The organism is Aliihoeflea sp. PC F10.4, assembly GCF_054612275.1.
Map to the genome: position 1 here is coordinate 3,838,546 of NZ_JBTSWH010000001.1, position 26,845 is coordinate 3,865,390.

The window sequence follows — 26,845 nt, forward strand, 5'->3', positions numbered from 1 at the left end:
TGTATAACGAAATTAAGCAGGCTCTTGTTGCAATGCAATAGAACACGATTCTCGCTCAAAGGCCTTTCTCCAGCCTTAACGGCTTGTCTCGTCGCGTGCCGCCTCTAGTTTCGACCGAGTCAAACAAGGGGTTATCTTGCCGAAAGCGTTGTGGATCACGGGCACGCACAAATGTGCGTTGCGGCAGGAGGAACTGCCGAGCGGCGACGGCCTCGTCGAGGTGGAGGCTCTTTATTCGGGCATCAGCCGGGGAACCGAATCGCTGGTTTTCGCAGGATCGGTCCCGCAAGGCGAATATGAGCGCATGCGCTGTCCGAATCAGGGCGGCGATTTTCCGTTCCCGGTCAAATATGGCTATGCAAGCGTCGGGCGCATTCTCAACGGAACCCGAAAAGGCGAACTCGTCTTTGCGCTTCATCCCCATCAGGATCCCTTCGCCCTGCCTGATGGTGAACTTCATGCGTTGCCCGACGGCCTGCCGGCTGAGCGCGCCGTGCTGGCTGCCAATATGGAGACGGCGCTCAACATCGTCTGGGATTCGAAGGCTGGCCCTGGCGACCGCATCGCCGTCATCGGTGCGGGCGTTGTCGGCGCTTTGGCGGCGTGGCTTTGCGCGCGTTTGCCCGGCTCTGACGTGACGCTGGTCGATGTGAACCCGGACCGGCAGTCGCTTGCCGAAACACTCGGTGCTGCATTCTCAAAACCTAATATGGCGCCCGCAGATTGCGACGTGGTCATCCATGCAAGCGCCAGCGCGGCGGGCCTTCAGACCGCGCTCAACATCGCCGGCTCCGAAGCGCGCATCGTCGAGGCAAGCTGGTACGGCGACAAACCGGTCGAGATCGGGCTCGGGGCTGGCTTTCACAGCCGCCGTCTCCAACTCGTGTCCTCGCAGGTGGGATCGATCCCGGCTGATCGATCGGCACGCTGGACCTATGCACGACGGCTTTCGACCGCGTTGCGACTTCTGGCGACCGACGACGCGCTCGATGCGCTGATTTCGGGCGAGACACCGTTCGAAACGCTCGACCACGACTATGCCGGCATTCTCGGTAATCCCGAAACGCTTTGCCACCGTATACGCTACGAAACACCTGCCAAAGGACACTGAATGTTCGCCGTCGAAGTCCGTGACCACATCATGATCGCCCATAGCCTGCCCTCTCCGGTCTTCGGGCCGGCCCAAGGCGTTCACGGGGCGACATTCGTCGTGGATGCCGCGTTTTTCACCCGCGATATCGATGAGAACGGGCTGGTGGTCGATATCGGCCTTGCCACGGAGGCGCTGAAGGCGGCGCTCGATCCGTTACGCTATGGAAATCTCGACGATGTCGAGGCGTTCAAAGGCAAGATCACGACCACGGAATTCCTTTGCAAGCACATCTTCGACGCCTTGGCCCACGCCGCTCGCGACAAGGGATTAGGCGACAATGGCCGCATCGCGAAAATCCGCGTCATGCTGCATGAGAGCCATGTCGCGCGCGCCTGGTACGAAAGCGAATTGTGACCGGCAGGCAGCTTCACTTCGTCGTTCCCGGCGACATCGACACGCCGACAGGCGGCTACGGCTATGATCGCCGCATCGCCGCCGGCCTTCGTACGCTGGGATGGCAGGTCGAAATCGTCTCGCTGCCCGGCACGTATCCCCACACCGACGCGGATACGCTGGCAAAGGCCAACGCCGCATTTGCTGCCCTTCCGGACAACGCTCTGGTGCTGGTTGACGGTCTCGCCTTTGCGCGACTGCCGGATGTTGCACGCCGCCATTCCAGGCGGTTGCGACTGGCGGCGCTCGTCCATCACCCGCTCGCCGACGAAGGGAATCTTTCCGAAGAGATCGCGCATGATTTCAAAACGGACGAGATCGCCGCGCTTGAAAACGCACGCGCCGTCATATGCACGAGCGAGACGACCGGGCGCAGGCTGATGGATGCTTACGGGGTTTCTTCGACACAGCTTCACATCGCACCGCCGGGAACTGAACGTAAGTCATTACTTACCGATAATCGCCAAAGGAACCGGCTTCTTTGCGTTGCGTCGATCGTGCAGCGTAAAGGGCATGACGTGCTGATCGAGGCCTTCGCGCTGCTCAAGAATCACGACTGGACCGCGCGTTTCGTCGGGCCGTCACGCGACGATCTATGGCGCGCGCGATTAGATCAGCAGATTGCTTCGCGTGGTCTTGGCGACCGGATCAGTTTCACCGGGCGGCTTAACGATCTCGATCCCGAATATGCGGCGGCGGGCATTTTCGTCCTTGCTACCCGGCACGAAGGCTATGGCATGGCCTATGCAGAGGCGCTCGCCGCAGGTCTGCCGGTCGTCGGATGCGCGGTCGGGGCCGTTCCGGAAGTCGTGCCGCCGAACGCGGGGGCCTTGGTGCCGTCGGACAACGCCTCCGCCTTCGCAGATGCCCTCCGCGAATTGCTGGAGAAAGACAACGTATACGACAGCGCTGCCGAAGGCGCGCGGGCCGCAGCTGAGACTTTGCCGCGCTGGGAGGACAGCGTCGCCATCATCGCCCGGGCGTTGGAAGGTATCGACATATGAGTTTCACGACCGATTGGCTCGATCTGCGCGAGGCAGCCGACAACGCCGCGCGCGATGCTGACCTACGAAACCGTGTGACGGCGTTTCTCGGCTCGGCGTCCGATCCGCTTGTCGTCGATCTGGGTGCCGGAACCGGCTCGACCATGCGGGCGCTGGATGTGGCGAATGCAAAATGGCGACTGGTCGATCACGATCCGGCGCTTCTCGCCGAAGCTGCACGACGTGGTGGTTCGACGGTCGAGACCGCTGAAATGGATCTGACGCGCGTCGAGGCCATCCCGCTCGACGGCGCGTCGCTCGTCACCGCATCGGCGCTTTTCGATCTGGTCGGCGCCGAGTGGATCGACGCGCTTGCCGACAGACTCGCCAAGGCGCGCATCGGCATCTATGCCGCGCTCACATATGACGGCGTGCTTGAATGGGATCCGGCGGATGACGAAGACGCGGATGCCAGAACTGCGTTCAACGCCGATCAGCGCACAGTGAAGAGCTTCGGGCCGGCGCTCGGACCCGATGGCGGAACGTATCTCGCCGAAGCTCTGCGGATGCGTGGCTTTGAGGTGACCATCGCGCAGAGCCCCTGGCGGCTTGGCGAAGCGGGGGCGGCGTTGCACGCATCGCTTCTGGAAGGGATAGCGGAGGCTGCCGGGCGTTCGGGCATGGCGAATGCCGCCGCCTGGCTGGCGCGCAGGCTTGAAGCCGCCGGGCAAAGCCAATGCACGGTCGGTCATGTCGACGTCCTGGCGCTGCCGGCCTAACGAAGCTCGCAATCGATGACGATGTCGGAGCCGAGCCCGTAAACCCGCGATTTCGGACGCTTTGCCTGCGACAAAAGCGAAATCGGCCGCGCCGTCAGGCTCGAAGGCCCCGCGCCGATGATGAGCGGCGCAATCGCGACATGCAGTCGGTCGACGATGCCGGCATCCATGAACCGGCCGATAGTGATGCCGCCGCCTTCGATGAGAATGCGCCTGAAACCGCGCTCGACCAAAGCGGCGATGATGGCGACCGGGTCGACACCGCCGTTCGACGAAGCGACCTTGATCGTCTCGATCCCGGTGGGACGCGAACGGTCGCAGGATTGAACCACGAAGCAGCGTTCGCCCCTCCCCGCCATCATCGCCGCTTCGTTGCCAAGCCGGCCGTTCGGATCGATCACGACGCGGGCGGGATTGTCACCCGGCACAAGCCGTACGGTCAGGCGCGGATCGTCCTGCACGGCTGTGTTCACACCTACGACGACGCAATCCGCCAATGCGCGGCAGCGATGAAGATGCTTCAAACCTTCGCAGCCGGAAATATCGGCAGCATCGCCGTCCACCGTTGCCACACGTCCATCGAGCGACTGGCCGATCTGCGCGAAGACAATGGGCTTTCCGGCCACGCCGCGCAGTGGCGCATAAAGATGCCAAGCGGCAAGTTCGGCCGGTGTCCAATCGTCCTTCGCATCGTCTTTTTCATCGACGAGGGCATCCCAGACACGGTCGGTCATATCGATCGACGCAATCGGCATTTGCGGATCACTACCGCCGAAATGTGTGGGTTCTGTCATGGGCGCGACACGCTCATACCGGTTCATTGGCTTGGCCATCCTGTGGCAATGGTGTCGAGAAGGCATCGACGAACCGTTTGCGAAACGCGTCCATGCGCCATACGGGCGCATCGTCGGCCGGCACCGCGCCTTCGCTAAACGCCCAGCCTTCGATTGCGTTCAAGGTCGCATGGTCGGAAATAATATGGATCGGCACGTCGCGGTTCGTCTCGCTGCCTGAGACGAACGTCGCGGGTTGATGATCGCCTAAAACGACGATCAGCGGCGGCGGCCCGTCCAACCGATCGAGAAAGGATGCGACCGTGCGCAAGGAATAGTTAATCGACTGGCGAAACTGGTCGCGCACGCGGTCGCGGTCGCGCCAGACCATCTCCGGCGTGTCGCCGGACTGAGCCTGAACATCGAAAATCCTCCCGTCGCCGATCGCGTCCCAGTCGACCGGCTCGGGAATCGGCGTCCACGGCGCATGGGACGAAATCAGAGCGATCTCCGCGAAAACCGGCGCGCGATCTGGTTGTTTCAGCGCCAGCCGCTCGAAAGCCGAGAGCGTGTACTGGTCCGGCATCGTCACCCAATTGAAGGGCAGGCCGCGATAGCCGAGATCGTCCTTCGCCAATATGTGGTCATAGCCGAACCATGCGCCTTCCGGCCACGCCATGGTGATCGCCGGCATCACTCCCACGCTTTCCCAACCCGATTCCGAGGCAAGCTGCATCAGCGATTTTCGTGAGCTGGCCAGCATTGCGCGGTAACGGCCCTGACTGTCGATCCACAGACCCGACAGGACGCTGGCATGCGCAAGCCAGCTCTGGCCGCCGACAGTCGGTGCGGTCAGAAATGCGGATTTAACGGCGAGACCATGGTGCGCGGCGTTCGTTTCGAGATCGGCGAGCGCTTCGCGCGTCGTATCTGCGTAAAGCGGGTTGTCGAGCGTCGAGCGTCCATAGGATTCGACGAAGATGAAAAACACGTCGCGTCCTTTGAGCGCCTGAAGCAGATTTGCGTCGGCGGGGATGGCGATGTCGTCGGTTCCTGCCTCATTTTCGAGCGCCGCGATCTGCGTTTGCGCGGTGCGCGCCGCCTCAACATGAGAGACCAGCAGTTCCGTCGCACCGAACGAGGCGCGGCCGATGGAGGCAAGCGCGAAGGCGAAGATCAGCGACACGACAAAGATCGGGACCGCGCGGCGCGGGCGCAGCCGTGCGACGATCCCGGTCGCCCACCAGATGGCGATGGCGGCGAAAATGATCGAAAAGCCCGCGCCAACGACGTAAATGCTCGCGCGGACCAATCCGCTCGTGCCTGAGACAAGCATCCAGCCGGCATGAAGAAGCGGAAGATCGTAGGCGAGGTTGAACGGCCTGTTTAACGACCCATAGAGCGAAAGATCGGCGATCTTCAGGAGAAGAAGCGTGGCGAGCAAAACCGTAAAGGCAGTCCGCACCGTTCCGGACACGAGTCCGCCGCGCGGCAGGAACAGGAGGATCGCCACCATCGCGACCAATTCGAGCGGCAGATGCGCAAGCTGCGGTAAAGTTGCGTCCTGTGGCCGGCCCGGCAGCGCAAGCACGGCGACGAGGATCGCAAGCGCAAAAAAAATCGCAACGGCGCGTGGGCGCTCACGCATGGTCGAGGCGCGCATAGATATCTCCTGACCGTCCGTTGCCCATCGTTTCGTCGAGGCGTTCGCGCAGCTCTGCCGCGTCGAGCCAGTCGTTCGAGGCAAAGCGAAGCCGCTCGCCCGTCATCAAATTGAAGCGGTAGCGCCCGAGCGATTCGAGCCGCGAAATGCAGGCTTCGGTCACATCGCGCAAGGCGGGAAGAAACTCGAACGCCAGCGCGGGGACGGGCAGGCTCAACCCTGAAAGAACCTGATCCTCGAAACCTTCCACGTCGATCTTGACGAAAGCAGGCAGGCCGTAACGATCGATCAGCGCATCGAGCGTCGTCATCTCCACCATTGCGGAGCGATCCCACGACACGCGGTCAAAACCTGGATCGCTGCGAACTGCGCCGGCAATGTCCGTGCGCATCGACGACACGGTCGGATGCAGGCTCGACACCGCCATGGCGGCTCGCTCGGTGCGCGGACCGGCGGCGACGGGCAGGACCGTGATATCGGCCGGCAATGTCCGTTTCAGGAACCCGTAGAAAAGCGGCTGCGGCTCCAGCGTGATCACCTTGGCGCCGGTGCGGCGCAACGCGCGCGACCGGTTGCCGACGTGGCCGCCGATGTCGAAGACCACGTCGCCCGCGCCGGCGAATTCGGCGTAAAGACGCGCGGTGCGGCCGATGCGGTGGGGGCGGGAATAGTAGATGATCAGGGAACGCGCTAGGCCAGCGGCGCTGCGTAGGCTCATGCGGACCGCTCCCGCCTCAAGAGATAATTGATGTCGACCGCGAAGGACCAGGTCAAAAGCAATAATGCCCCTGCCGCAATCGAGACCGATAGCGGCGGGACGATCTGCGGAAGCAGGAGAAGCGCAAGCGCTGCGATCTGAACGACGCAGACCGCCTTGCGGCGCATCGATTCCGGAAGGGGCGCTTCCAGTCGCTTGGACAGCATGCCGGCGCTGAAGAACGCGTAGCGCATCAGCCCGATCAGCAGCACCCACGCTCCGGCCTTGCCGTGGGTATAGGCCGACGCGGACAGAACGAGGACAAAAAGCGCATCGATTTCAAGGTCGAACCGGGCACCGAATGTCGATGCAAGTCCACTGCGGCGGGCGAACCATCCATCGACGCCGTCCAGCGCCAACGCCAGCGCGCAAAATGCCGCTATCGCAAGTGCAGCCTCGTTTTCGAGCGGCACGAAAAGCGTGGCGGCCACAAGCGCGGTCATGCCGGCACGCACGAGCGTGATAGCGTTGGCGGCCCCGAAGGCCTCATGAGGGTGGCTGCCTGAAATGCGCATGATCACGCAGCAGGAAACCGCCAGATAAAGCAGAATTGCGACGACGCCAGAGCCCAGATCGAACGTTTCGAGCGCGATGGCCGCGAAGAAGACGACCGCTCCCACCGCCAAAAGCCACAGCCCCGTTCGCATCACGAGTTCCCGAACATGCGGAAACCGGCGCAGTATCACGTCCATTTCGATCCTCCACGCCGATGATGATGGGCCGGACTTTGCCGGCTGCAAGTCCCTCACGCGCTTTAAAGCTTTGACTTTGCTCACATTCGCGTCATTCTTGCCGTGTCCCGACGAGAGAGGATACGCCAATGGGCTACGATCGGATTACCCGCATCCTGCACTGGCTGATGGCGATCCTCGTGCTGGCGATGATTCCGGCGGGCCTCGTGATGGCAGACACCGAAAACCGCGCCCTTCAGGACACCTTGTTCATCTTTCACAAGAATACGGGCGCGCTGTTGCTGATCCTTCTGGTCATCCGCGTCGCATGGCGCGCGACACACCCCGCGCCGCCCTTGCCGGGCTCGATGCCGCGCGCTCAGAAGGCTGCAGCGAAAATCAGCCATTTCGCGCTTTATTTTCTGCTCATCGTCATGGCTGTCAGCGGCTATGTACGGGTACGTGCCGGCGGTTTTCCGATCGAGATGCTCGATGCGATGAGCGTGCCGTCATTCGTGCCGCGCGACGAGGCGCTCGCCGAAACGGCAAAGTCGATCCACGCAACGGCCAAGTTCACGCTGATGTTCTTCATCGTGCTGCATGTCGCAGCCGCGACCTGGCATGGGCTGATCCGGCGCGACGGCGTGTTCTCGCGCATGTGGCCGCCGGCTGGCGGACGGGCCTGAATTACCCGACCGCAATCTCGGCGCTTGCCTCGACGCTTTCACCGGTATCTTCCGTCCAGACCAGCTGCAGCGTCCCGGTCTCCGTCGGGGCTACGAGGAAGCGCAGATACGGGTTCGCCGATACCGAGCGATTGAGTTCGACGGTCAGGATCGGCGCACCGCCGACCGTCGCCTCCAGGCGCTCGATGATGCGCTTGGGCAGCGTATCGCCGGACGAATTGGTGCGAAGGCCCGTTTCCATCGGATGATTGATCATCGACAGCACTTCGCCCGCCTCGCCCGCCGCGACGCTTTCCGGCGCGCGCAGCCGAGTCTGGAAAACGTTCGCGCTCTCATAGGTGTCGTCGACCATCAGACAGCCGGTCGTCGTTACCCGCACCTCGCGCTCGCCGATCATGACCTCGCCCGACGCGGTTCGCGCGATCGCGATCACCGTCTGGCTTTCGTTGAGCCTGACGCGCGTGGCGATGTCCGCCCGGCCAGCAAGCGGGGTAAAATGGAAGATGGCGATGAGCGGGTCGGGATTAAGCGGCGCGAAAAGATGCACCGTCTCGACCGGGTCCGCGTCGTTAAGCGGGCGCTCCACACGAAACGACAACGGCACCGCTGCGCCATTTTCCGAGACCAGCGGCAGTTCCAGCGTTATGCCGGATGTCGGCGTTGCGTCACCGACGATTTCACGCGCCGCGTCGAGGCGCTGCCAGGCACCGGTCTGCGCCGATGCGGGACGAAAGCCGATCATGGCGAGAGCGCCTGCACCTGAAAGTGCAAGCACAGAGCGGCGCGTCAAAAAGGTCATGTCGTTCGTATCCATCATGTCCCTGATATAGAGATCCGACCGTCCGGCTCAAGGCTGGGGCGCGGGCAGGCGCAGCGGCCCGACCAGACCAAGCGCCGCGCCTGCGAGAATGCCGGCAGCGGCGATGAAGGAGCCGAGTGCAAGCGTCGAGAGGCCGGTCAGTCCTTGACCGACCGAGCAACCAAGCGCGAGCGCACCGCCAATGCCCATCAGCGTGCCACCGCCCATATAGCGCAGCATCGATCCCGGCCGCGTGAAGCCCTGCAATCGCGCCGTGCGTGTGACGAGCGCCATTGCGAGCGCGCCGAGGACGACGCCCGTCACCACCGCGACACCGAACGAAAGACGGACGCCCGTCGCCAGCATCACATACTGGATCGTATCGCCAATTGGCGCGATGAAGGTCAGCGAGGCGAGCGGCGCGGGATCGAAATCGTCCGCGCCGAGAACGCCCGTCGCATACCAGCCGGCTATGACGAGCAGGCCGACGACCGTGCCACCGAGAATATGGATCGCCGCCGCGCGAAACGGTGCATGGCTGAACGCGAACAACGCAAGGCCGCCGCTGATAAGGGCGACGATAATCCACCGCGCAAAACCGCCACCCAGCAACGTCGTCAGTGTCGGCGGCGACACGGGTGCTTGCAGCGCCATTACGGCCTGGCCAGCGGCGCGCCATGGCGCAATCAGCCCGGTCAAAGTCATCTGGGCGGCGATGCCGAGGCAAAGCAGGACAAGCACGGAGCGAAGATTGCCCGTCCCCAGCAGCACCAACGAGCGAGCGCCGCAGCCGTTGGACATCACCATGCCGTAACCGAAAAGCGCCCCGCCGATCAGCAGGAGCGGCACGGGCAGAACGGGTTGCATGTAAAGCGAGCCGGCAAGACGCACCACGCCCGCCGCGTCGAGAAGCTGGCTGCCGAGGATCGCGATGGCGAGCGCCAAAGCGAACGCACGAATCCTGAGGCCGCTGCCTTCGACCCACCAGCCGCGCAGGCCGCTCATCAGGCAAAAGCCAGAAACCTGACCGACCGCGCCGAAGACGAGGCCGATGGCAAAAGCGGCCCAAAGCATCGTTTCCGGCGATGGCGTCATGCGTCTTGTCCCCGTCCCGTCAAATGAGAACCGCCCGGTGTCCGGGCGGCTTCATTGCAACAAAGCGCGCGCCGCTCGATCAGACCGGCACGGTGCCCCATGTGTCGTTGGCGATAGCATCGTACCAGCCAACCGCATATTGCGCCTCGCGTAGACGGAAGTCGGCATCCGCATCCGACGGGCTGACGCCGCCCGACCCCTCGACCTGCACGACCTCATCGTCGACAGCCTCGTAGACGCCGACGACGGAGATGCCGTAATCGGGGCCGATCAGGCTGTAGCAAGTGTTCGACCACGAAGCGGCGGGTGCTTCTTCGCCGGCAAGCGCGGCGACGATCGCGGCGGCAGCGACCTTGCCTTGCGTATTGGCGCAGAAGCCGGATTTCGGCATCGGCGAGGCAATTGCCGCATCCCCGATGACGTGGATGTCCGCGACGGCGCGCGATTCGAAGGTCGACGCCTTGATCGGCACCCAGCCGCCCTCGTTCGTGACGCCCGCGCGCTCGGCAATGAAGCCGGCCTTTTGCGGAGGCACGATGTTGAGGACGTTTGCCTGATGCACCGTGCCAAATTCAGTCTCGACCTCGAGATTTTCCGCATCGACGCGCACGACACGGCCGTCATCCGACAGGCCGACCCATTCGATCATGTCGCCATAGAGCGACTGCCAACCAGCAGTAAACAGACCCTGCTTGGAAAACTGGTCCTTGGAGTCCAGAAGCAGGATCTTCGAATTCGGCTTATTTTCCCTAAAGTAATGCGCGATCATCGACACGCGCTCGTAAGGTCCGGGCGGGCAGCGGAACGGATCGGCCGGCGCGGAGAGGACGAACATGCCGCCATCTTCCATTTCCTCGAGCTGACGCTTCAAAAGCTGCGTCTGCGCACCAGCCTTCCAAGCATGCGGTGCAAGCTCTGCCGCAGCCTCGTCATAGCCTTCCAGCGCATTCCAGTTGATGTCGATACCCGGGGACAGGATCAGCTTGTCGTATTCGACCGTCTCGCCATTCGACAGCGTAACATTATGCGCCTCGCCATCTACATCCTCGGCAAGCGCGGTGACGAGGTTGACGCCATATTCGCCGGTCAGTTCGTCATAGGAATGGCCGATCGATTCGAAATCGCGAAGGCCGCCGAGATAAAGGTTCGAGAACGGGCACGTATAGAACCGCTCCTGCGCCTCGATCAGCGTGACGTCGATATCGGGGTTGTGCCGCTTGATGTATTTCGCGGCGGTCGCGCCTCCGAAGCCGCCGCCAACGATGATGACACGGCCTGCAGAACCTTGAGCACGCAGAATGTTGGGCATGGCGAGCGGCGCGGCGAAGGCGGCGGCACCGAATGCAAGCATTTTGCGACGGGTGATCATGGTGCGCTCCCTCATGGCTCGATTTCGGAGAAATAACGGGCGAGCGCGTCGAGCTCCTCGTCGGAATAGCCGGTGGCGTGACGTGTCATGATCGTCGCACCCTCGACCTCGCCCGCCTTGAAGGCCAGAAGCTGCTCGCGCAGGATGTCGTAGTCCTGACCGGCGATCGCCGGTATCGCGCCCGGCGATCGGCCATCCGTGCCGTGGCAGTTGGCGCAGGTGCCAGCAAGCACGGACACCTCGTCTTCGCTCAACGCGCTGGCAGGCCCAGCGAGTGCACCCAGCACGGCCGCAGCGGCGACGGCCTTTCGAAACTGTTTCGAGAACATGGATAAGCCCCCTTTCCAAATCCCTCCGGGGTGCAAGCGCACCGCCTCTTTGGAATGATTATAGAAAGGAAGGACGGCTTAGCAACTCTATACTTCCGCACTGGCCAATATGGCGGCGATAATAGAATCAGATACTCTTTGAAGAACTATTTATGGGAAATCATTTCCTTCAATCGCGCTGCGCCGAGATCGATATCTTCCTCGCTCGGGTCGATGCCGGCTGCGAGAAGCCGTCTTGCGATCATATGATCGGCCGCACGGTTGATCGAATCGACCGCAAGCAACCTCGATCCAGCGAAGTGCCAGACCGAAAACGCGTTCGTGTCGGGATCGCCCGACACGACATAATGATCGGCGTCGAAGGAAAGACCCGCCGTCTGGAGCTTGGTATCTCCCTGATCCGACCAGAACCACGGTACCTCGCGATAGGAAGCCGGCTTTCCGGTGATCGTGCGCGCGGCGTGCTTTGCCTGATCGGTCGCGTTCTGCACAGATTCCAGCCGCACGGAACGCGCCGCATGCCAGTGGCGGAAGCTTGCGACATCGCCCAATGCCAGGATGCGCGGATCGCCAGTGCGCATCGCCTCATCGACGACGATGCCATTGTCGATTTCAAGTCCGGCTTTAGCCGCAAGCTCGACATTCGGCACGACGCCCGTTCCCAGGACAACGAGATCGGCTGGAACGCGCGTGCCGTCCGCAAGAAGCACGGCTTCGACATGGCTGCCCGAACCCTCGAAGCCGGCGACACCGACATTCGTTCGCAGATCGATCCCCGCCTCTTTCGCACGCCGTTCGGCATAAGATGAAATGAGCGGCGCGACGGACCGGCCGAGAACACGCGGCGCCATCTCGATGAGTGTTACGCTTTTGCCGAGCGCGGCCAGCGTATGCGCGATTTCCATGCCGATGAACCCGCCGCCGACAACGACAGCGGAGTGCGCCCGCTCCGTCGCCTGCCGGATGCGGACCGCGTCGGTGAAGTTGCGCAGCGGGAAGATGCTGTCGAGACTGGAGCCGTCGACATCGAGCAGGCGCGGCCGCGCGCCCGTTGCCAGTATGACATGGGAGAAGGGCAAAATCATACCGTCGTCGAACAGGACACGACCGGCATTTCGATCGAGAACATCCACCCGGCGACCGAGCATCAGTTCGACCTGATTGTCACGGTAGAAACTTTCCGGGCGCAGCATCTGCGAACCGGCATCGGGCGTTTTCAGGAACGTCTTCGACAGCGGTGGCTTGTGGTAGGGTAGTTCAGTTTCATCGTTGACGAGTGCAATCTGCCCTTCGAAGCCTTCCTGACGCAGGCTTGCTGCCGCCTGCGAGCCGCCATGTCCGCCGCCGATGATGATTACGCGCTCGTCCACTCGCTACCTCGCCCCGTATCGATTTCGAACATCTATGTGCGGTCGCGTGATCCGCGCCGCAACCCCCTTTGACGTAGCTAGCGTTCGGCTTCGGCCAGCCGCGACAGGGCGGCTTCCATCTGCGCTTGCGACACCTCGATCAGCACCGGCGCTTCGGTAAAAAGCAACGCGGCGCGAACCACATGGTCCGGGTAGAGTGGCTGGAGCAGGGCGCGGTAGAGCGCCATCTGCGCGACATAGCCGGGCGGAACCTGCGCCAAGGTCTGCGGCGGCGGACGATTGGTCTTGTAATCGACGATCAGGACATGATCGTCCGTGACGACGAGCCGGTCGATCTTGCCTGAGATCGCGCGGTCGGCCGCCCCGATCCGCACGCGTCCCATGATCGAGACTTCGGCACGCGAATTCGGTGCGAAAAGCTCCGTGAATTCGGGATCGTTCAGGATCGCGTCAATCCGGCTCCATGCCTCCGCGCGATCGCCCTCACTCCAGGCAAGCCGGTCAAGATAGCGATGCGCGCTCGTTTCGCGCGTGTCGGGCGGCACGTCCGGCAAGGACTGAAGCAACCGGTGGATCGCCGTTCCGCGTTCGAGCGCATGCGACGTTTGCACCACCACGTCGAGGACGGGAGAGCCGGAAACAGCGGCGGTTTCCGCCCCCGGTTCGATCACAAGCCTGACGCCGGACGGAGCGAGCGGTCTCGGCAGAACCGGCGCAGCAGGCAGGCGTTCGCGTAGGGCGGCTGGAAGGACCACAGGGTCAGCGGCTGTGGCTGTCGTCTCCGCAATTGTCTGCTCCGCCCCTTGCGGCGTGAGGCGATAAACTGAAATCTCCTCGCTGATGGCCGGATGCGTCTGGCGAACGGTTGCCGGCGACGCTTCCAGAGCGCGGGAGACCATTGCGTGCCACGTCATGTCGGACGGTGCGCGCTTGCCCTGATAGCCGCACACGATCAGCCGGTCCTCCGCTCGGGTCATGCCGACATAGAGGAGACGCCTATACTCTTCTTCCACCTTGCGCCGCGCGACGGCGGCGATGGCACGGGCGAAATCGTTGTTCGTATCGGCCCCGGCGCGCCACAGGAAACCGCGCCCCGGCCATTCCCGGTTCGGCGCATCGAAAGGCATCAGGATCGGCAGATGGCTATCTGAAAAAGGAGCCGAACCGCTGTCGACCAGAAAGACGACCGGCGCTTCCAGTCCCTTGGCGGCATGGGTCGTCATGATGCGAACCTCGCCGCGCGACTGGTCCATCTCACGCTTGATCTCGGGGCCATCCCCATCGAGCATGGCCAGAACGGCCTCAAGCCCCGCAGCGCCGCTCTTTTGCGCGGCAAGGCAGAAGTTCAGGAATTCGTCGACCACGTCGCCGGCTTCGGGTCCGAGCCGTGCAACAATCTTTGCGCGTGCGCCGTCACGGCCGAGAATCCGTCCGTAAAATTCGAAGGCGGGCATGAAGCCGACCTCGTCGCGCCAAACCTGCAACTGATCATGGATCAGCCTGATCTCAACGTCATTTGCGGCCTTGGCGCGCAAGACCGCGTAAAGCGAAGAGCGTCCGCGACCATGCGCGACCTCGAAGAGACGCTCTTCCGACAAGCCGAAGATCGGACTGCGGAGCAAGGCGGCCAAAGACAGATCGTCCTCGGGCTGGAGCGCGAAGCGGCCGATCGCCATCAGGTCCTTAACGGCGATATGGTCTGCCAGAACGAGCCGGTCGGCACCCGCCACAGGTACATGCCGGTTTTTCAACTCACGCGACAGGGCATTGACGAAGCTGCCGCGTTTCCTGACGAGCACCATCACGTCGCCCGGCGTCAGGCGTCTTCCGCGTCCGGGAATGGTTTCGCCCGAATCGAGCCAGCTTTGCAACGTGACGGCGATGTTGCGCGCAAGCCGGGCCGCGGGCGCGGATGTGTGATCGATCGCGAGCGTCCAGTCGTCCGGCGCTTCGACCTCATCGGGCGTCAGCGACGGCCAGACCTCGACCTGCCCCGCATCGTCCGTGCGGATCGCACTGTGGCGGATATCCTCGATGTCGCGGGTCAGCCCTTCGCGCGACGACGGCTCGGCGAAGACGAGATCGACCGCCGACAAGACGTCCTGCGTCGAGCGGAACGAATGGCTTAAGCGCACCCGCTCGAAGCTTTTTTGCGAGCTTTCGACACGGAGGCCGAACTCGTGCCCGGACATGGCGAAAGCTTCCGGCTCCGCGCCCTGGAAGGAGTAGATCGACTGTTTCTCGTCACCGACCGCGAAGACGGTGCGCAATTCCTCATGCGCCGTTTCGCCGGCAAAGAATTCGTCGGCGAGTTGCCGTACAACCCGCCATTGGTCGGGGCTCGTATCCTGCGCCTCGTCGAGCAGAATGTGGTCGATGCCCTTGTCGAGCTTGTAATGGACCCACGCGCCCGCATCCTTGCGCTGCAAGAGCGCTGCGGTGCGGCGGATGAGGTCGTTGAAATCGAGAAACCCGCGCGCGCTTTTCAAGCGTTCGTAGCGCGCGATCAACCATTCGGCGAGGGTCAGCGCTGAGCGCGACGCGTTCAGCATTGCTAAAAGCGCCGCGCGGTCTAGGGTCGCGCGAACAGCCTCGGCCATGCGTGCGAACTCGACCTCGAACTCGGGAAAATACTCGGCGACGCCCTTGGAGAGAATCTGCTTGGTCGACCGCGCCTCGTAGACCGGACCTTTTTTCGCCAGGAAGGTCTTGCGCAGCGCCGCGAAACACGCATCCGCATCGCTTACCGTACAAGCCACCTTCAAATTGTCCGCGAACTCCGATGCACGCGCCTTTCCAGCAGCTGCCGCACGGTCGGCGAACCGTTCGGCGAACGCAGCGTCAAAATATGCGTCAGGAAAAAACCCCGCGAGAAGATCGTCGCTCGTCTCGCCACCAGCAAAGCCGAAGGCACCAAAGAACGGCGCGAAATTTTCCGGCGGCGCGCCTACTTCCACGACGAAAGCGCGCAGATCATCGCGCTGACGCACGATCTCGCTCAGGAGATTTTGCAGCCCCGCTTCACCGGCAATATCGAGGATGTCGGCAAAGGCAGCCGTCAGTTCCGGGTCGGCGTTCTCGGCTGCACCTGCGATCATCGAGCGGCGCGCCTCGGCGATCAGCGCCGCCTCCATCTGGCTATCCAGCAGTTCAAAATGGCCGGCGACATTCGCTTCGAGCGGAAACTGATGCAGGATCGCTTCGCAAAAGGCGTGGATCGTCTGGATTTTCAGGCCACCCGGTGTTTCCAGCGCCTCGGCAAAGAGGCGGCGCGCGCGCGTCAGTCGCGACGGTGACGGCATGCGTCCGTCGATCGCGGCGATCGTCTTGCGCAGCGCTTCCTCGTCAAGCGCGGTCCACGCGCTCAGCGTCTGGAAGACGCGGTTCGACATGTTCGCGGCGGCCGCGCGCGTATAGGTGAGGCACAGGATACGCGAGGGATCGGTGCCGTCGAGAAGGAGCCGGATGACACGCTGCGACAGGACATGCGTCTTTCCCGAGCCGGCATTGGCCGAAACCCACGCGGAATTCTTTGGATCGGATGCGCGCGCCTGATCGAGGCGCGTGGATTCTGGAATGACGAATGCCGGTCTCATTCTTCGCCTCCACCGTCACCGTCGCCACCCGCAGACCATTCATGCACGCGCGCCAGATGATCGTAATCGCCGCTGAAATCGCCCTCGCGGAACGGCACGGCGCGTGAGATGTATCCGTTTTGCGGCTGCTGATAATGCGCGATAAGCCGTTCCAGCCGCTCCCATGCCTCATGGGCAAGGTCGGGTCCGGATTTGAGTTCCTTCTTGAACTCGTGGATGCCGTCATGTTCGACATCGCCATTCGCCTTCAACCTCACATAAGCGAGTTCGGCAGGCATCGCCTCACCGATTCCGACAAACGCGCCACGCATAAGGAGCGCCGCCTCCAGCGCAAGCTGCGGCGCAAGCAAGCTGTGCGCCTGACCCTTGGAGGGATTGGTGCCGGTCTTGAAATCGATGATGTCGGCCATGCCCGCCGCCAGAAGGTCGATCCGGTCGGCATAACCCGACAACGTCACGCCGCTCGCGCCGACCGCCGTCGGGTCCGCCCGCGCTTCGGCGATCCGCCGAACGACACCGACGCGGCTGCGCTCCCAGCCGACGAAACGGCCTGCCATCTTTTGGAAGCGGGGCCACCAGACGGCGTCGACATCGGGCGGCAGTGCGGTTTCGTCGAATTTTTCACGACCGATACGCAGCAGATGATCGACTGCGCCCGGCGCAAAAGGGTCGATTTCGGCGACGGCGAAACCATGCAGGATGTCGTGAAAGAGCGTTCCGCGCTCGGCCGCTCCCGGATCGCGCAACAAGGGCTCGACAGCCTGCAGCCGCAAAACCTTCCGCGCATAGATCGCGTAGGGATCGCGCCGCAGCGTCTCCACTTCCGTGACCGAAAAATGCGTCGGACGCACCTCGATAGGCGGGCGCGGCTCGGGCCGTCCGGCCAGCGCCATATCCGGCCGCGCGTCGATACCGCGTGTCCAGGCGATATAGTCGCGACCGCGTGCACGCAGCGCCCCAGTGGCTTCCGGCCCGGCACAGGTCAGCAACCGCTGAAGCCAGCGCGAGGCGACGGCCGGCGCTTCGCCGGCACGGGCTGAACGCGTGAGGATCACGCGTGGATTGACCATCGCCATGACGAAGTCATGAGCCGACTGGCCAATGCGGCGCTCTGGCGGCTCTAGATCGAGTCCTTGCTTCATCATGCGCGACATGAAGCGGTCGGCCTCTGCCTTGCGCGGCCAGTTGCCCTCGTTCAAGCCACCGACGATCATCGTATCGACGGTCTGAAGGCGCGCTTCGAGCGGCCCCCAGATCGACACGCGCGGATCGCCCGCCGGCGTCGGCTTTACGGTCTCGTTTGCGATCAGCGCGGCCAGGATATCGGGCCACTCGGCAGGCGCGAAAGAAAGCGAGGCATCCAGCCCGGCAAGGCCGCGCAGAAAATCGGCCAGCCTGTTTCCCGCTTCGTTACCGTAGACCGGATCAAGGCGACCCGTCTCGTCACGCCCGAGCGCCTCGATGGTCTCGACGGTCGCGCGCAGGGCTTGTTGCAGGTCGATTTCACCGAGCGTGCGCAAAGCGCACAAGGGTTGAACCGCACGCGCAAGCCGCTCGGCGATCTCGCCCGCTTCGCTGCGGCGCTCTTCGTCCAGCCGGCCAAGCCAGAACGGCTTGCGGGCCTGTTCGTCATGCGCTGCAAGGCGTTCCGCGAAATCCTCACCGATCGAGGCAATATCCGGCCGTCCCGTGCCGCCGCGAAGCGTTACGAGATCGATAGTCTCGGTGCCACGCCTGACATTTCCGCGCGGCAAGCCAAGATGCAGAAGCGGATGCTTGAGAAGCGACAGAACCGAAACCGCATCGCCTGGACGAAGTGCCGTTTCGACCGCAAGGCGCATCAGCACTGCCGGCGCTTCGTCAGCCAGAAGCGTACCAGCAGAATCGTCTGCGATGATGCCGAAGCGGCGCAATTCTCCGGACACGCGCCGTGCAAGATCGCGGTCCGTCGTGACGAGCGCAGCCGTCTTTTCCGGTTCCTGCACCGCAAGGCGCAGGGCGATCGCGATAGCCAGAGCCTCCTCGCGCTCGTTCGCCGCCTCGACCAGCGTCACGTCATCCAGCGCACCGCGCGCGACCATATCCATCAGGCCATCGCGATCCTGTGCCCAGGCTTCGGTCGTCTCCGCCGGTCGCAGAGCCTCGCCGACAAGCGAAATCCGCGCCGCGATGTCTTCCCGTCCCTCGCCAAGCTCGCCGACATCGCGCCGGTCGATACCGAGCCGGCGAAGCAGCTTCTTCAGGCCTGCCTGGGGATGTCCGTGGATCGCGGGTGACGCGTTCTCGCGGCCGATAGCTTGCCATGCCTGCTCGTCCATCGCGCGATCGAGCCCCGGCAGGACCACGGCACCTTGTTCAAGACGGCTGATCGTCGCCAGCAATTCCGCCGTCGCCGGGATCGAACCGGTCGAACCGGCCGCGATAACGGGTCCCCTAAGGGCGCGGCTGTTCAGCCGCTCGGCCTCCGCTCTAATCTGGGCGTCACGATGATGAGCCGGATTCACACGCCCAGCCTCGGCAAGATATTGCGGCCAAGCCTGCGTGACGATCTGAAGGAAATCGAGCGTCACTTGCCACCAGCCGGCAAGTTCGGCCGGAACGAGCTCCGACAGGCGCGTCCAGTCGCCGCCTTCGGTCTCGATTTCATCGATCAGGGAGGAAAGATCGCGGGCAAGCCAGATCGCATCCGACAGCGAGGCGGGAATGGCTAGGTCTTCGCCGTAGAGCGCGGCGAGATGCGACGGCAGACGCCGCTTCCATGCCTGCACTAGCGGCGCAAGGCGAACGATCCGTTCGAGCGGATCGATTGCCGGCAGAACATCCAATTCCGACGCGCCGGAAATCCAGCTATCGTCGTCGAACTCTCCGAGCGGGCGGATAACCGGGAGGATCGCCGATTGCCGGTCGAACTTTTCCAGAAAGCCCGACCGCAATTCGCGTGCCGCACGGCGCGTCGGCACGTAGATCGTCACGTCGGCAAGCGAAAGCGGCGACCCGTCATAGCGAAATCCTGGGACCAGCCGGCCATCGAGCAACGCATCTATGAGCGTGGGAATGAAGGGCGCTGCGGCCGCAATATTCAGGACGTGCGGATGTCGCGCCGTCATGACGCCTGCATGGCGATGCGCTTCAAAGCGCGCTCGGCTTCACCGATCGCCTGCGGCGTACCGACCGTGATCCAGTGGCCTTCCATAACATGGCTGAAGAGGCGACCCTGCTCGATCGCGCGATCGAAATAGAGATTGAGCGAATGCGGCGCGGCCTTGGCGTCGGCGAATATCGCCGGATCGACGATCGCCGCGCCCGCATAGACGAGACCCTGCGGGTCGCCATTTGCGCGGCTCAAACGTCCCTCTTCTCCTATCAGAAAATCCGTCTTCGTGCCGTGTCCCGTTGTGTCCGAGACCGGCACGAGCATCAAGAGCATGTCCATCTGCGCAGCGTCCCACGCATCCGCCAGCGCTGCAAGACTTGGACGATCGCTGTCGATCCAGAACGTATCGGCGTTGAGAAGATAGAACGGCTCGGCCCCCAATGCCGGCAACGCACGCACAATGCCGCCAGCCGAATCCAGCAATTCAGCGCGTTCGTCGGAAATCACGATGCCGGGCGTTGAACGGGTTCTGCAATGCGCCTCGATCCGGTCGGCCAGATGATGGACATTGACCACCGCGCGCGTAACGCCGACCGCTTCGAGGGCGTCCAGCGCCCTGTCGAGCAATGTGCGACCGGCGACTTCGACCAATGGCTTCGGCACGGTATCGGTAATGGGGCGCATCCGCGTTCCCAGACCCGCCGCCAGCACCATTGCGCTCATCTTAGCCGGATTCATTTCGCAGCCTCCGGCAGTACGCGCATCCGCCGGTAGAGTTCGCGCAATTCCGAAAGATCGGGATGCCGGGTCGCACGCTCCAGATAATCCCGGATGCGCGGCAGATGTTTCAGATATTGCGGCTTGCCGTCGCGCGCGTTCAGACGAACGAATATGCCGAGAATCTTCGAATTGCGCTGCGTTGCCATGATCGCATAGGCCCGATCGAATGCCGCGCGGTCGAATGAAGCATCGATGCGCCCGGTGAGATATGTCGCGCGGATGTCGGCTTCCAGTTCCTCGGAAATCGTCACACGCGCATCCATCGCCAACGAGGCGACGTCATAGGCGGACGGGCCGATCAGCGCGTCCTGAAAGTCGATGATGCCGATGCGATCCGTGCCGACGGCCCCATCGCGCCAGATGATATTGGGCGAATGATAATCCCGCAGGACGATGCTTTTTTCAGATCGGTCTAGCCGTTCGAACAGTTTTTCCCAGCACGCGCGAAAGTCGGCCCGCTCTTCCGGCGTTGCGGCTCGTCCCGTCGCATAGGGCAGATACCAGTCGATCAGAAGCTCGGTCTCGACACCCATTGCGCCGCGATCATAAGCCGGCACATGATAGGTGCCGCCACCAGGCAGAGCGAACGTATCGAACCATGTCTTCGTGTGCATGACGGACAGTGTTTCGGCCGCCGCAGCGTATCGCTCCGCAAGCGGTCGACCTTCACCGTCAAGAATACCGTCCGGACCGAGATTCTCGATCAGCAACAATCCAGCATCGAGGTCCATCGCCTTGATCTGCGGCGCGGCGAATCCATGATCACGCAACGCGTTGGCAATCGCCACGAACGGATGAACGGATTCGGCCAGATGCGCGATGCGGCTATAGGGCTTGCCGTCTCGGATCGGCGGTCCGTCCGGCTGGCGCGGGGCGTTCATCAAGAGTTCCGCTCCCGCCCCGCTCTCGATCGTCTCGTAGCTGCGCGCCGACGCGTCGCCGGCCAGATAGCCGCGCATGGCTGACCGGCGGTCCGATCCATCGAGGAAATCACGAATGGCAAATGCCCGCTCAAAGCGGGCCAGCGACTCAATGGGGCCGTCAACAACCAGCCGTCGCCCCTCGCCTTCATCCAGAAGTTTCACGTGAATCGTGGTTTCGGGAAGGTAAACGCCGGCCTTGTCCGGCCATTCGATCAAAGCGACGCCGCCCTGAATCGCATCTTCCAGCCCCAGTTCCATCACCTCGTCAGGTTCGCCGATGCGGTAGAGGTCGAAATGAGCGACCGGCAACCGGCTATCGTAAAGCTGTACCAGCGTGAAGGTCGGGCTTGGAACGTCCAGCAGGGGATCGCCGGCCAGAGAGCGGATGATGGCGCGAGCCAAAGTCGTCTTGCCCGCGCCCAGATCGCCGTGAAGCGCCAGCGCATCTCCACGGCGCAGGGCTGCTGCAAGATCGTTTCCGGCTTGCAGCGTCGCGGCTTCGTCGCCGAGCAGGCGTTCGATCACGATTATCTACTCCGCCGCAGCGCGAACGGGTGTCGCGACCGACGGCATGCGGCAGATGACCGACGTGCCCTGATCCCGGCCCGTCCTGATATCGACGGTTCCGCCATGCAACTCGATGAAGCTTTTAACGATGGACAGGCCAAGTCCGGCACCGCGTTTGCGGCCGCCATTCGCGTGCGTTTCGAAACGCTGGAAGATGGTTTCGAGAACCTCCTGCGACATGCCCGGTCCGTCGTCGTGAACGCGAAACTCGACGATTTCCTTCGCTTCGTCGACTTCAAGCCGTACCGTGGAGCCTTCCGGTGCGTAGTTCGCCGCATTGTTCAGGACGTTGTAAAGGATTTGGCGCAGCCGGTGCCCATCCGCTTGGATGGTCGCTGGCGAACGCGACAAGTCCACGTCCAGCTTGATGTTGTGCTCGCGCAAACGCTCCACGACCAGATCGGCGGCCGAGCTTACCGCGTCCTCGACGACGATTTCGCTGATATCGAGTTGCATGATGCCGGCGTCGACCGTCGCCAGATCGAGAATGTCGTTGACGATGGTCAAAAGGACGGCCGAGGACGAGCCGATATGACCGACATATTCACGCTGGCGCTCGTTAAGCAAACCCGTGCCGTCGAACGACAGAAGCTCGGTGAAACCGATAATGTTGGTGAGCGGCGAGCGCAGTTCGTAGGAAACGTGCTGGACGAAATCGTTCTTCAGGCGGTCGGCGCGCTGGAGGGCCTCGTTCTTGTCCTTCAGCGCGCGTTCGATGTTCACGCTGTCCGACACGTCGACGAAGGTCGTCATCACCTGCCCGTTCGGCAGATGGATCACCGCATAGCGCAGTACGGTGCCGTCGCGCATTTCGGCACGCCCGTTGCGGTCACGACGCTCCTCATCAAAACCGGTGACGAGCGCGATCAGTTCGCTCCACGGGCTGACGACGGCATTACCTTCGCAGGCCGCGCGGATGACGGCGATATGCGTGCCGGAGCGAACGAGATCGGGAGGCAAGCTCCACAGGTTCGAGAAGGCGGGATTGGCGAGCCGGACCTTGCCGTCCGGCCCGAACACGGCGACGCCTTCGGCCAGATTGTCCAGCGTCTCGCCCTGAACCCGCACCGCCGTTTGGTAGCGGCTTTCGAGACTGAGCTGTTCGGTCAGATTCTCGAACACCCATGTCACGCCGCCCTTGGGCTGCGGATTTCCGACGACGCGCAGCGTGCGCCCGTCCGGCAGATGCCAGACATGTTCCTGCGGGTCGATCGCGCGATAGGCGGCAAGGATCGTTTCCTTCCAGCGCCGCCATTCGGGCTGCTCGGCGAGCTTTCCGTCGCTGCGCAGCCGGTCGAGAAGCAGCGTCTGGTCCGGCATGCTCTCCAGAAACGCCGAATCCAGATCCCACAGTTTCTGGAACGCCTGATTGAAGAACAGGAGCTTCTGGTCGGCATCGAAGATTGCGACGGCGGTCTGAAGCTGATCGAGCGTATCGGCGTGGCTGATGATCGTGCGCTGGTATTCCTCGCGGATCGCCTCGATCTCCGTGCGGTCGACGGCAAGGCCTGCGGATGCTTCCCCCGCTGCGAAATCGGTGACGGAATACATATGCCGCTCGCCGCCGATCACGACGGACAGTGTCTGCTCGAAAAGCGGCTTTGCCGCGTGGTGGCGATCGAGCGCGTCACGCGCCGTTTCCGACAAAAGCTCTCGCTGCTCGCGAAGGGCGACGCCTGCGTCAGGCGCGTCGACGCTTGCGGCATAGGCCCGGTTGACCCATTCGAGCCTGCCGCGCGCATCGCGCAGCCAGAACGGCATCGGCAAAGCATCAAGCAGCGCCAGCGTCGTCTCGTGATCGCGGACAAGCCTTTGATGATCGAGCTTCAGTTCGGCGAATTCCTGCTGGCGACGCGCGACCGACGCGAACCTGACAAGGCAATGCGACAGGCTGCTGCGTCCCTGAACATCGAGAACCGCGCCCGATACGGTCTCGACCACCATTTCGAATTGGGTGCCGGCATCGCGCAGCGCACTCAGCGCACCCTCGAGCGCAGAGGCGGAATGCGGCGCAAGCCACCTGCCAAAGGCGAGAAACGTCGCACGATCGTCCGGCGCGCCTGTCTCGGCCCCAAGCGACCCGACGAGTTCGGGACGTGCGTTCCGGTCATCCCAGACGACGATGCGCTGATCGCGCAGATTGAGCAGCGCTTCGGAGCGTCGCAGCGTACCGCCGAGTTCGGCAAGCCGCGCCTTGAGCTGACCGTTCTCGCGATCGATGCGCGCGCGCTCACGGATCAGCAGGATGGCGGAGATGAAAGCGGCCGACATGACGCCGGCCAGAAGCGCGAACTGGGCGACGGACGAGACTTCCAGGCTTTCTTCCTGTGCGAAGGCGGGGCCGGTCGCAAACGCGGTCGTCGCCAGAAGAAGCGCAGTCGAGGTGCAACGCCGCAATGTCGACCATTGGCGTGAAACGGCCTTCTGCACTGGCTCCATGCCTGACATCGATGTCCCAACCTCTCGCCGCTTCACGGGCATTGGAGATCAATGCCCGCCGCCCCCGCGACGCATGACATTCCCGCGAATCATGACAATGTATCGCCTGCGCCGGACTGCGTGAAGCTTGCGTGCCGCTTCAAAACGCAATCGGCGGCCCAGTGGGACGCCGAATCATCGTCGGATGTTGCGTTTCTACCCTGTCAGTACCGGTAATGTTCCGGCTTGAACGGGCCTTGCGGCGTGACGCCGATATAGCTCGCCTGTTCGTCCGACAGGACCGAAAGCCGCGCGCCGAGCTTGTCGAGGTGCAGACGGGCGACCTTCTCGTCGAGGTGCTTGGGCAGGACGTAGACTTCGTTCGTGTAGGCCTCGCCCTTCGTCCAGAGCTCGATCTGCGCCAGAACCTGGTTGGTGAAGGACGCGCTCATCACGAAGCTCGGATGCCCGGTCGCGTTGCCCAGATTGAGCAGACGCCCTTCCGACAGAAGGATCATGCGCTTGCCGTCCGGGAAGGAAATCATGTCGACCTGCGGCTTCACGTTCGTCCATTTCATGTTGCGCAGGGCGGCGATCTGAATCTCGTTGTCGAAATGGCCGATATTGCCGACGATCGCCATGTCCTTCAAAGCGCGCATATGCTCCAGCCGGACGACATCCTTGTTGCCCGTCGTGGTGATCACGATGTCGGCGGTCGGCGCGGCATCTTCGAGCGTGACGACTTCAAAGCCGTCCATCGCCGCCTGAAGCGCGCAGATCGGATCGACCTCGGTCACCTTGACGCGCGCGCCGGCACCGGCGAGCGAAGCGGCCGAACCCTTGCCGACGTCGCCATAGCCACACACGACGGCGACCTTGCCGGCCATCATCACGTCCGTGCCGCGACGGATGCCGTCGACCAGCGATTCCTTGCAGCCATACTTGTTGTCGAATTTCGACTTGGTGACGCTGTCGTTGACGTTGATCGCCGGGAACGGAAGAAGGCCCTTCTTCTGCAACTGGTAGAGACGGTTGACGCCTGTCGTCGTCTCCTCGGTCACGCCCTTGATCGCGTCGCGCTGACGAGCGAAGAAGCCCGGCGTCTGTGCCAGACGCTTCTTGATCTGCGCGAACAGGATTTCCTCTTCTTCCGAACCGGGGTTTTTCAGAACGTCCTCGCCGGCCTCCGCGCGCGCACCGAGCAGGATATACATCGTGGCGTCGCCGCCATCGTCGAGGATCATGTTGGACGGTTCACCATCCGGCCACTGGAAAATCTGGTCGGTGTAGGTCCAGTATTCCTCAAGGCTCTCGCCCTTGACCGCGAAGACCGGCGTTCCGCCTGCCGCGATCGCGGCTGCCGCATGATCCTGCGTCGAGAAGATGTTGCACGAAGCCCAGCGTATATCCGCACCGAGGCTCTTGAGCGTCTCGATCAGCACCGCCGTCTGGATCGTCATGTGCAACGAACCGGTGATGCGTGCGCCCTTGAGCGGCTGATCGGAGCCGAATTCCTCTCGGCAGGCCATCAGACCCGGCATTTCCGTTTCGGCGATCTCGATTTCCTTGCGGCCCCAGTCGGCCAGGGAAATGTCGGCAACTACATAGTCATTGACGGCCATGAACGGCTCCCGGTCTTGATTGTCTAAAATGCGGGGCGGCAGCCGCCCATCGTGGCGCGTACCTAGCAAACAAGGGGCCGGTCGGCAATGGATATAAGGATATCGTTATATGACAGGGTTACCGACGCGTCAGATTTCCTCGCCGAAACGATCGGCGACAAGCGCTTCGATCGCATTCATCGCATCTTCGGCCTGCGGTCCGCTCACCGACACGCGTATGCTGCATCCGGGGCTAGCCGCCAGCATCATCAAGCCCATGATCGAGGTGCCGCCGACCGTCGTTCCATCCTTCGCGACTTCGATAACAGCGTCATAGGCGCCGGCAAGCTGGACGAACTTGGCCGACGCACGCGCATGCAGGCCGCGCTGATTGAGGATCATGAGATCGCGTACGATGGGGCTTTTGACTTCGGCTCCGCTCATTTGGCGTTCAGAACCTGACTGGCGACATTGATGTATTTGCGCCCGGCATTTTGCGCTTCTTCGAGCGCCAGCGCCATATCATCGCACTTTCGCACGCTGGTCAGCTTGATCAGCATGGGCAGGTTTACGCCCGCGATCACCTCGACATTGTCGGCCGCCATGACCGAGATCGCCAGATTGGACGGCGTTCCGCCAAACATGTCGGTCAGGATGATCACGCCAACGCCGCTGTCGGCGCGGGCGACCGCATCAACGATGTCGCGGCGACGTTGCTCCATATCGTCATCGGCCTCTATCGAGACCGTCTCGAGCTGTTCCTGCTCACCGACGACATGTTGTACGGCATTGCGAAACTCGTCCGCCAGATGTCCATGGGTCACGAGAACGATGCCGATCATGCGGCATGGACCTGTTCGAATTTTCGTTTCAGGTCCGCATGTGTCCGCCGGCCCCCGCGCGCGGTGCATGTTCCAGTCAATTTGTGCTCCGTAAGCTTTGCATCGCGCCAAGACCCGGGATCAAAAGCCCGGCGGCCAATCGAACCTTTTGATCGTCAGTCCGGCGACAGACGCCGCGTTTGACAGAGGCGACATCCTTGTCAC

At 62.8% G+C, this 26,845-nt stretch carries 22 protein-coding genes; 5 read left to right on the forward strand and 17 right to left on the reverse strand.

The genetic code is table 11. The features are described from left to right. Positions 1-136 precede the first annotated feature (136 nt). The 4 genes from ACX82Z_RS19230 to ACX82Z_RS19245 are packed head-to-tail and all read left to right on the forward strand — an operon-like array spanning position 137 to position 3,308. Entirely contained in the window at positions 137-1,111 is a 975-nt protein-coding gene (locus ACX82Z_RS19230) for a zinc-dependent alcohol dehydrogenase (RefSeq protein ID WP_459590642.1), read from the forward strand. After that, positions 1,112-1,507 carry a 6-pyruvoyl trahydropterin synthase family protein gene (locus tag ACX82Z_RS19235; protein ID WP_459590643.1) on the forward strand — a complete coding sequence of 132 codons (396 nt, stop codon included), beginning with the start codon at positions 1,112-1,114 and terminating at the stop codon, positions 1,505-1,507. Then, positions 1,504-2,550: a glycosyltransferase family 4 protein gene (locus ACX82Z_RS19240; RefSeq protein WP_459590644.1), complete on the forward strand. Its 1,047-nt coding sequence runs from the start codon at positions 1,504-1,506 to the stop codon at positions 2,548-2,550. The genes ACX82Z_RS19235 and ACX82Z_RS19240 overlap by 4 nt, the downstream gene beginning before the upstream one ends. Further along, entirely contained in the window at positions 2,547-3,308 is a 762-nt protein-coding gene (locus ACX82Z_RS19245; RefSeq protein WP_459590645.1) for a class I SAM-dependent methyltransferase, read from the forward strand. Before ACX82Z_RS19240 ends, ACX82Z_RS19245 begins: the two co-directional genes overlap by 4 nt. Here ACX82Z_RS19245 and ACX82Z_RS19250 read toward each other — a convergent pair. From ACX82Z_RS19250 to ACX82Z_RS19265, 4 genes are read right to left on the reverse strand one after another with little or no spacing between them, the layout of a single operon-like run. Further along, on the reverse strand, positions 3,305-4,129 hold the full coding sequence (locus ACX82Z_RS19250) for a RibD family protein (RefSeq protein WP_459590646.1): 825 nt from the start codon (positions 4,127-4,129) through the stop codon (positions 3,305-3,307). The two genes, ACX82Z_RS19245 and ACX82Z_RS19250, sit on opposite strands and share 4 nt — an antisense overlap. Beyond that, on the reverse strand, positions 4,116-5,744 hold the full coding sequence (locus ACX82Z_RS19255; RefSeq protein WP_459590647.1) for an alkaline phosphatase family protein: 1,629 nt from the start codon (positions 5,742-5,744) through the stop codon (positions 4,116-4,118). The genes ACX82Z_RS19250 and ACX82Z_RS19255 overlap by 14 nt, the downstream gene beginning before the upstream one ends. After that, a complete protein-coding gene (locus ACX82Z_RS19260; protein WP_459590648.1) occupies positions 5,722-6,462 on the reverse strand; it encodes an FkbM family methyltransferase in 741 nt (246 codons plus the stop codon). Before ACX82Z_RS19260 ends, ACX82Z_RS19255 begins: the two co-directional genes overlap by 23 nt. Further along, entirely contained in the window at positions 6,459-7,193 is a 735-nt protein-coding gene (locus tag ACX82Z_RS19265) for a CDP-alcohol phosphatidyltransferase family protein (protein WP_459590650.1), read from the reverse strand. The genes ACX82Z_RS19260 and ACX82Z_RS19265 overlap by 4 nt, the downstream gene beginning before the upstream one ends. A gap of 128 nt (positions 7,194-7,321) precedes the next feature. Between ACX82Z_RS19265 and ACX82Z_RS19270 the strand changes: the two genes are divergently transcribed. Beyond that, positions 7,322-7,858, forward strand: a complete 537-nt coding sequence (locus ACX82Z_RS19270; protein WP_459590651.1) for a cytochrome b — start codon at positions 7,322-7,324, stop codon at positions 7,856-7,858. Position 7,859: 1 nt separating this feature from the next. Here the strand turns inward: ACX82Z_RS19270 and soxZ are convergent, their stop codons facing one another. The 13 genes from soxZ to ACX82Z_RS19335 all read right to left on the reverse strand — a co-directional run bounded on the left by soxZ (position 7,860) and on the right by ACX82Z_RS19335 (position 26,641). After that, entirely contained in the window at positions 7,860-8,657 is a 798-nt protein-coding gene (soxZ, locus tag ACX82Z_RS19275; protein WP_459590652.1) for a thiosulfate oxidation carrier complex protein SoxZ, read from the reverse strand. Between the two features lie 48 nt (positions 8,658-8,705). Then, positions 8,706-9,752, reverse strand: a complete 1,047-nt coding sequence (locus tag ACX82Z_RS19280) for a YeeE/YedE family protein (RefSeq protein WP_459590653.1) — start codon at positions 9,750-9,752, stop codon at positions 8,706-8,708. A gap of 79 nt (positions 9,753-9,831) precedes the next feature. After that, positions 9,832-11,121, reverse strand: coding sequence for an NAD(P)/FAD-dependent oxidoreductase (locus tag ACX82Z_RS19285; RefSeq protein WP_459590654.1), 1,290 nt, complete (start codon positions 11,119-11,121; stop codon positions 9,832-9,834). Between the two features lie 11 nt (positions 11,122-11,132). Beyond that, positions 11,133-11,450 (reverse strand): c-type cytochrome, encoded by a 318-nt coding sequence (locus ACX82Z_RS19290; protein WP_459590655.1) that lies wholly within the window; start codon positions 11,448-11,450, stop codon positions 11,133-11,135. A gap of 146 nt (positions 11,451-11,596) precedes the next feature. Then, complete coding sequence (locus ACX82Z_RS19295; RefSeq protein ID WP_459590656.1) at positions 11,597-12,820, reverse strand: NAD(P)/FAD-dependent oxidoreductase; 1,224 nt, start codon at positions 12,818-12,820, stop codon at positions 11,597-11,599. Between the two features lie 77 nt (positions 12,821-12,897). Then, positions 12,898-16,416: a double-strand break repair helicase AddA gene (addA, locus tag ACX82Z_RS19300; protein ID WP_459590657.1), complete on the reverse strand. Its 3,519-nt coding sequence runs from the start codon at positions 16,414-16,416 to the stop codon at positions 12,898-12,900. Further along, on the reverse strand, positions 16,413-19,523 hold the full coding sequence (addB, locus tag ACX82Z_RS19305) for a double-strand break repair protein AddB (RefSeq protein ID WP_459590658.1): 3,111 nt from the start codon (positions 19,521-19,523) through the stop codon (positions 16,413-16,415). Before addB ends, addA begins: the two co-directional genes overlap by 4 nt. After that, positions 19,520-20,248 carry a nucleotidyltransferase family protein gene (locus tag ACX82Z_RS19310; RefSeq protein WP_459590659.1) on the reverse strand — a complete coding sequence of 243 codons (729 nt, stop codon included), beginning with the start codon at positions 20,246-20,248 and terminating at the stop codon, positions 19,520-19,522. The genes addB and ACX82Z_RS19310 overlap by 4 nt, the downstream gene beginning before the upstream one ends. Beyond that, positions 20,245-21,738, reverse strand: coding sequence for a tRNA (adenosine(37)-N6)-threonylcarbamoyltransferase complex ATPase subunit type 1 TsaE (tsaE, locus tag ACX82Z_RS19315; RefSeq protein ID WP_459590661.1), 1,494 nt, complete (start codon positions 21,736-21,738; stop codon positions 20,245-20,247). The genes ACX82Z_RS19310 and tsaE overlap by 4 nt, the downstream gene beginning before the upstream one ends. A gap of 6 nt (positions 21,739-21,744) precedes the next feature. Next, complete coding sequence (locus tag ACX82Z_RS19320) at positions 21,745-24,219, reverse strand: PAS-domain containing protein (protein ID WP_459590662.1); 2,475 nt, start codon at positions 24,217-24,219, stop codon at positions 21,745-21,747. Positions 24,220-24,422: 203 nt separating this feature from the next. After that, positions 24,423-25,820 carry an adenosylhomocysteinase gene (ahcY, locus tag ACX82Z_RS19325; RefSeq protein ID WP_459590663.1) on the reverse strand — a complete coding sequence of 466 codons (1,398 nt, stop codon included), beginning with the start codon at positions 25,818-25,820 and terminating at the stop codon, positions 24,423-24,425. 129 nt (positions 25,821-25,949) lie between these two features. Next, the gene (locus ACX82Z_RS19330) at positions 25,950-26,243 is read right to left on the reverse strand and encodes an HPr family phosphocarrier protein (protein ID WP_459590665.1); all 294 of its coding nucleotides are present in this window, start codon (positions 26,241-26,243) and stop codon (positions 25,950-25,952) included. Continuing rightward, complete coding sequence (locus tag ACX82Z_RS19335; protein ID WP_459590666.1) at positions 26,240-26,641, reverse strand: PTS sugar transporter subunit IIA; 402 nt, start codon at positions 26,639-26,641, stop codon at positions 26,240-26,242. Before ACX82Z_RS19335 ends, ACX82Z_RS19330 begins: the two co-directional genes overlap by 4 nt. Between the last annotated feature and the right edge of the window lie 204 nt (positions 26,642-26,845).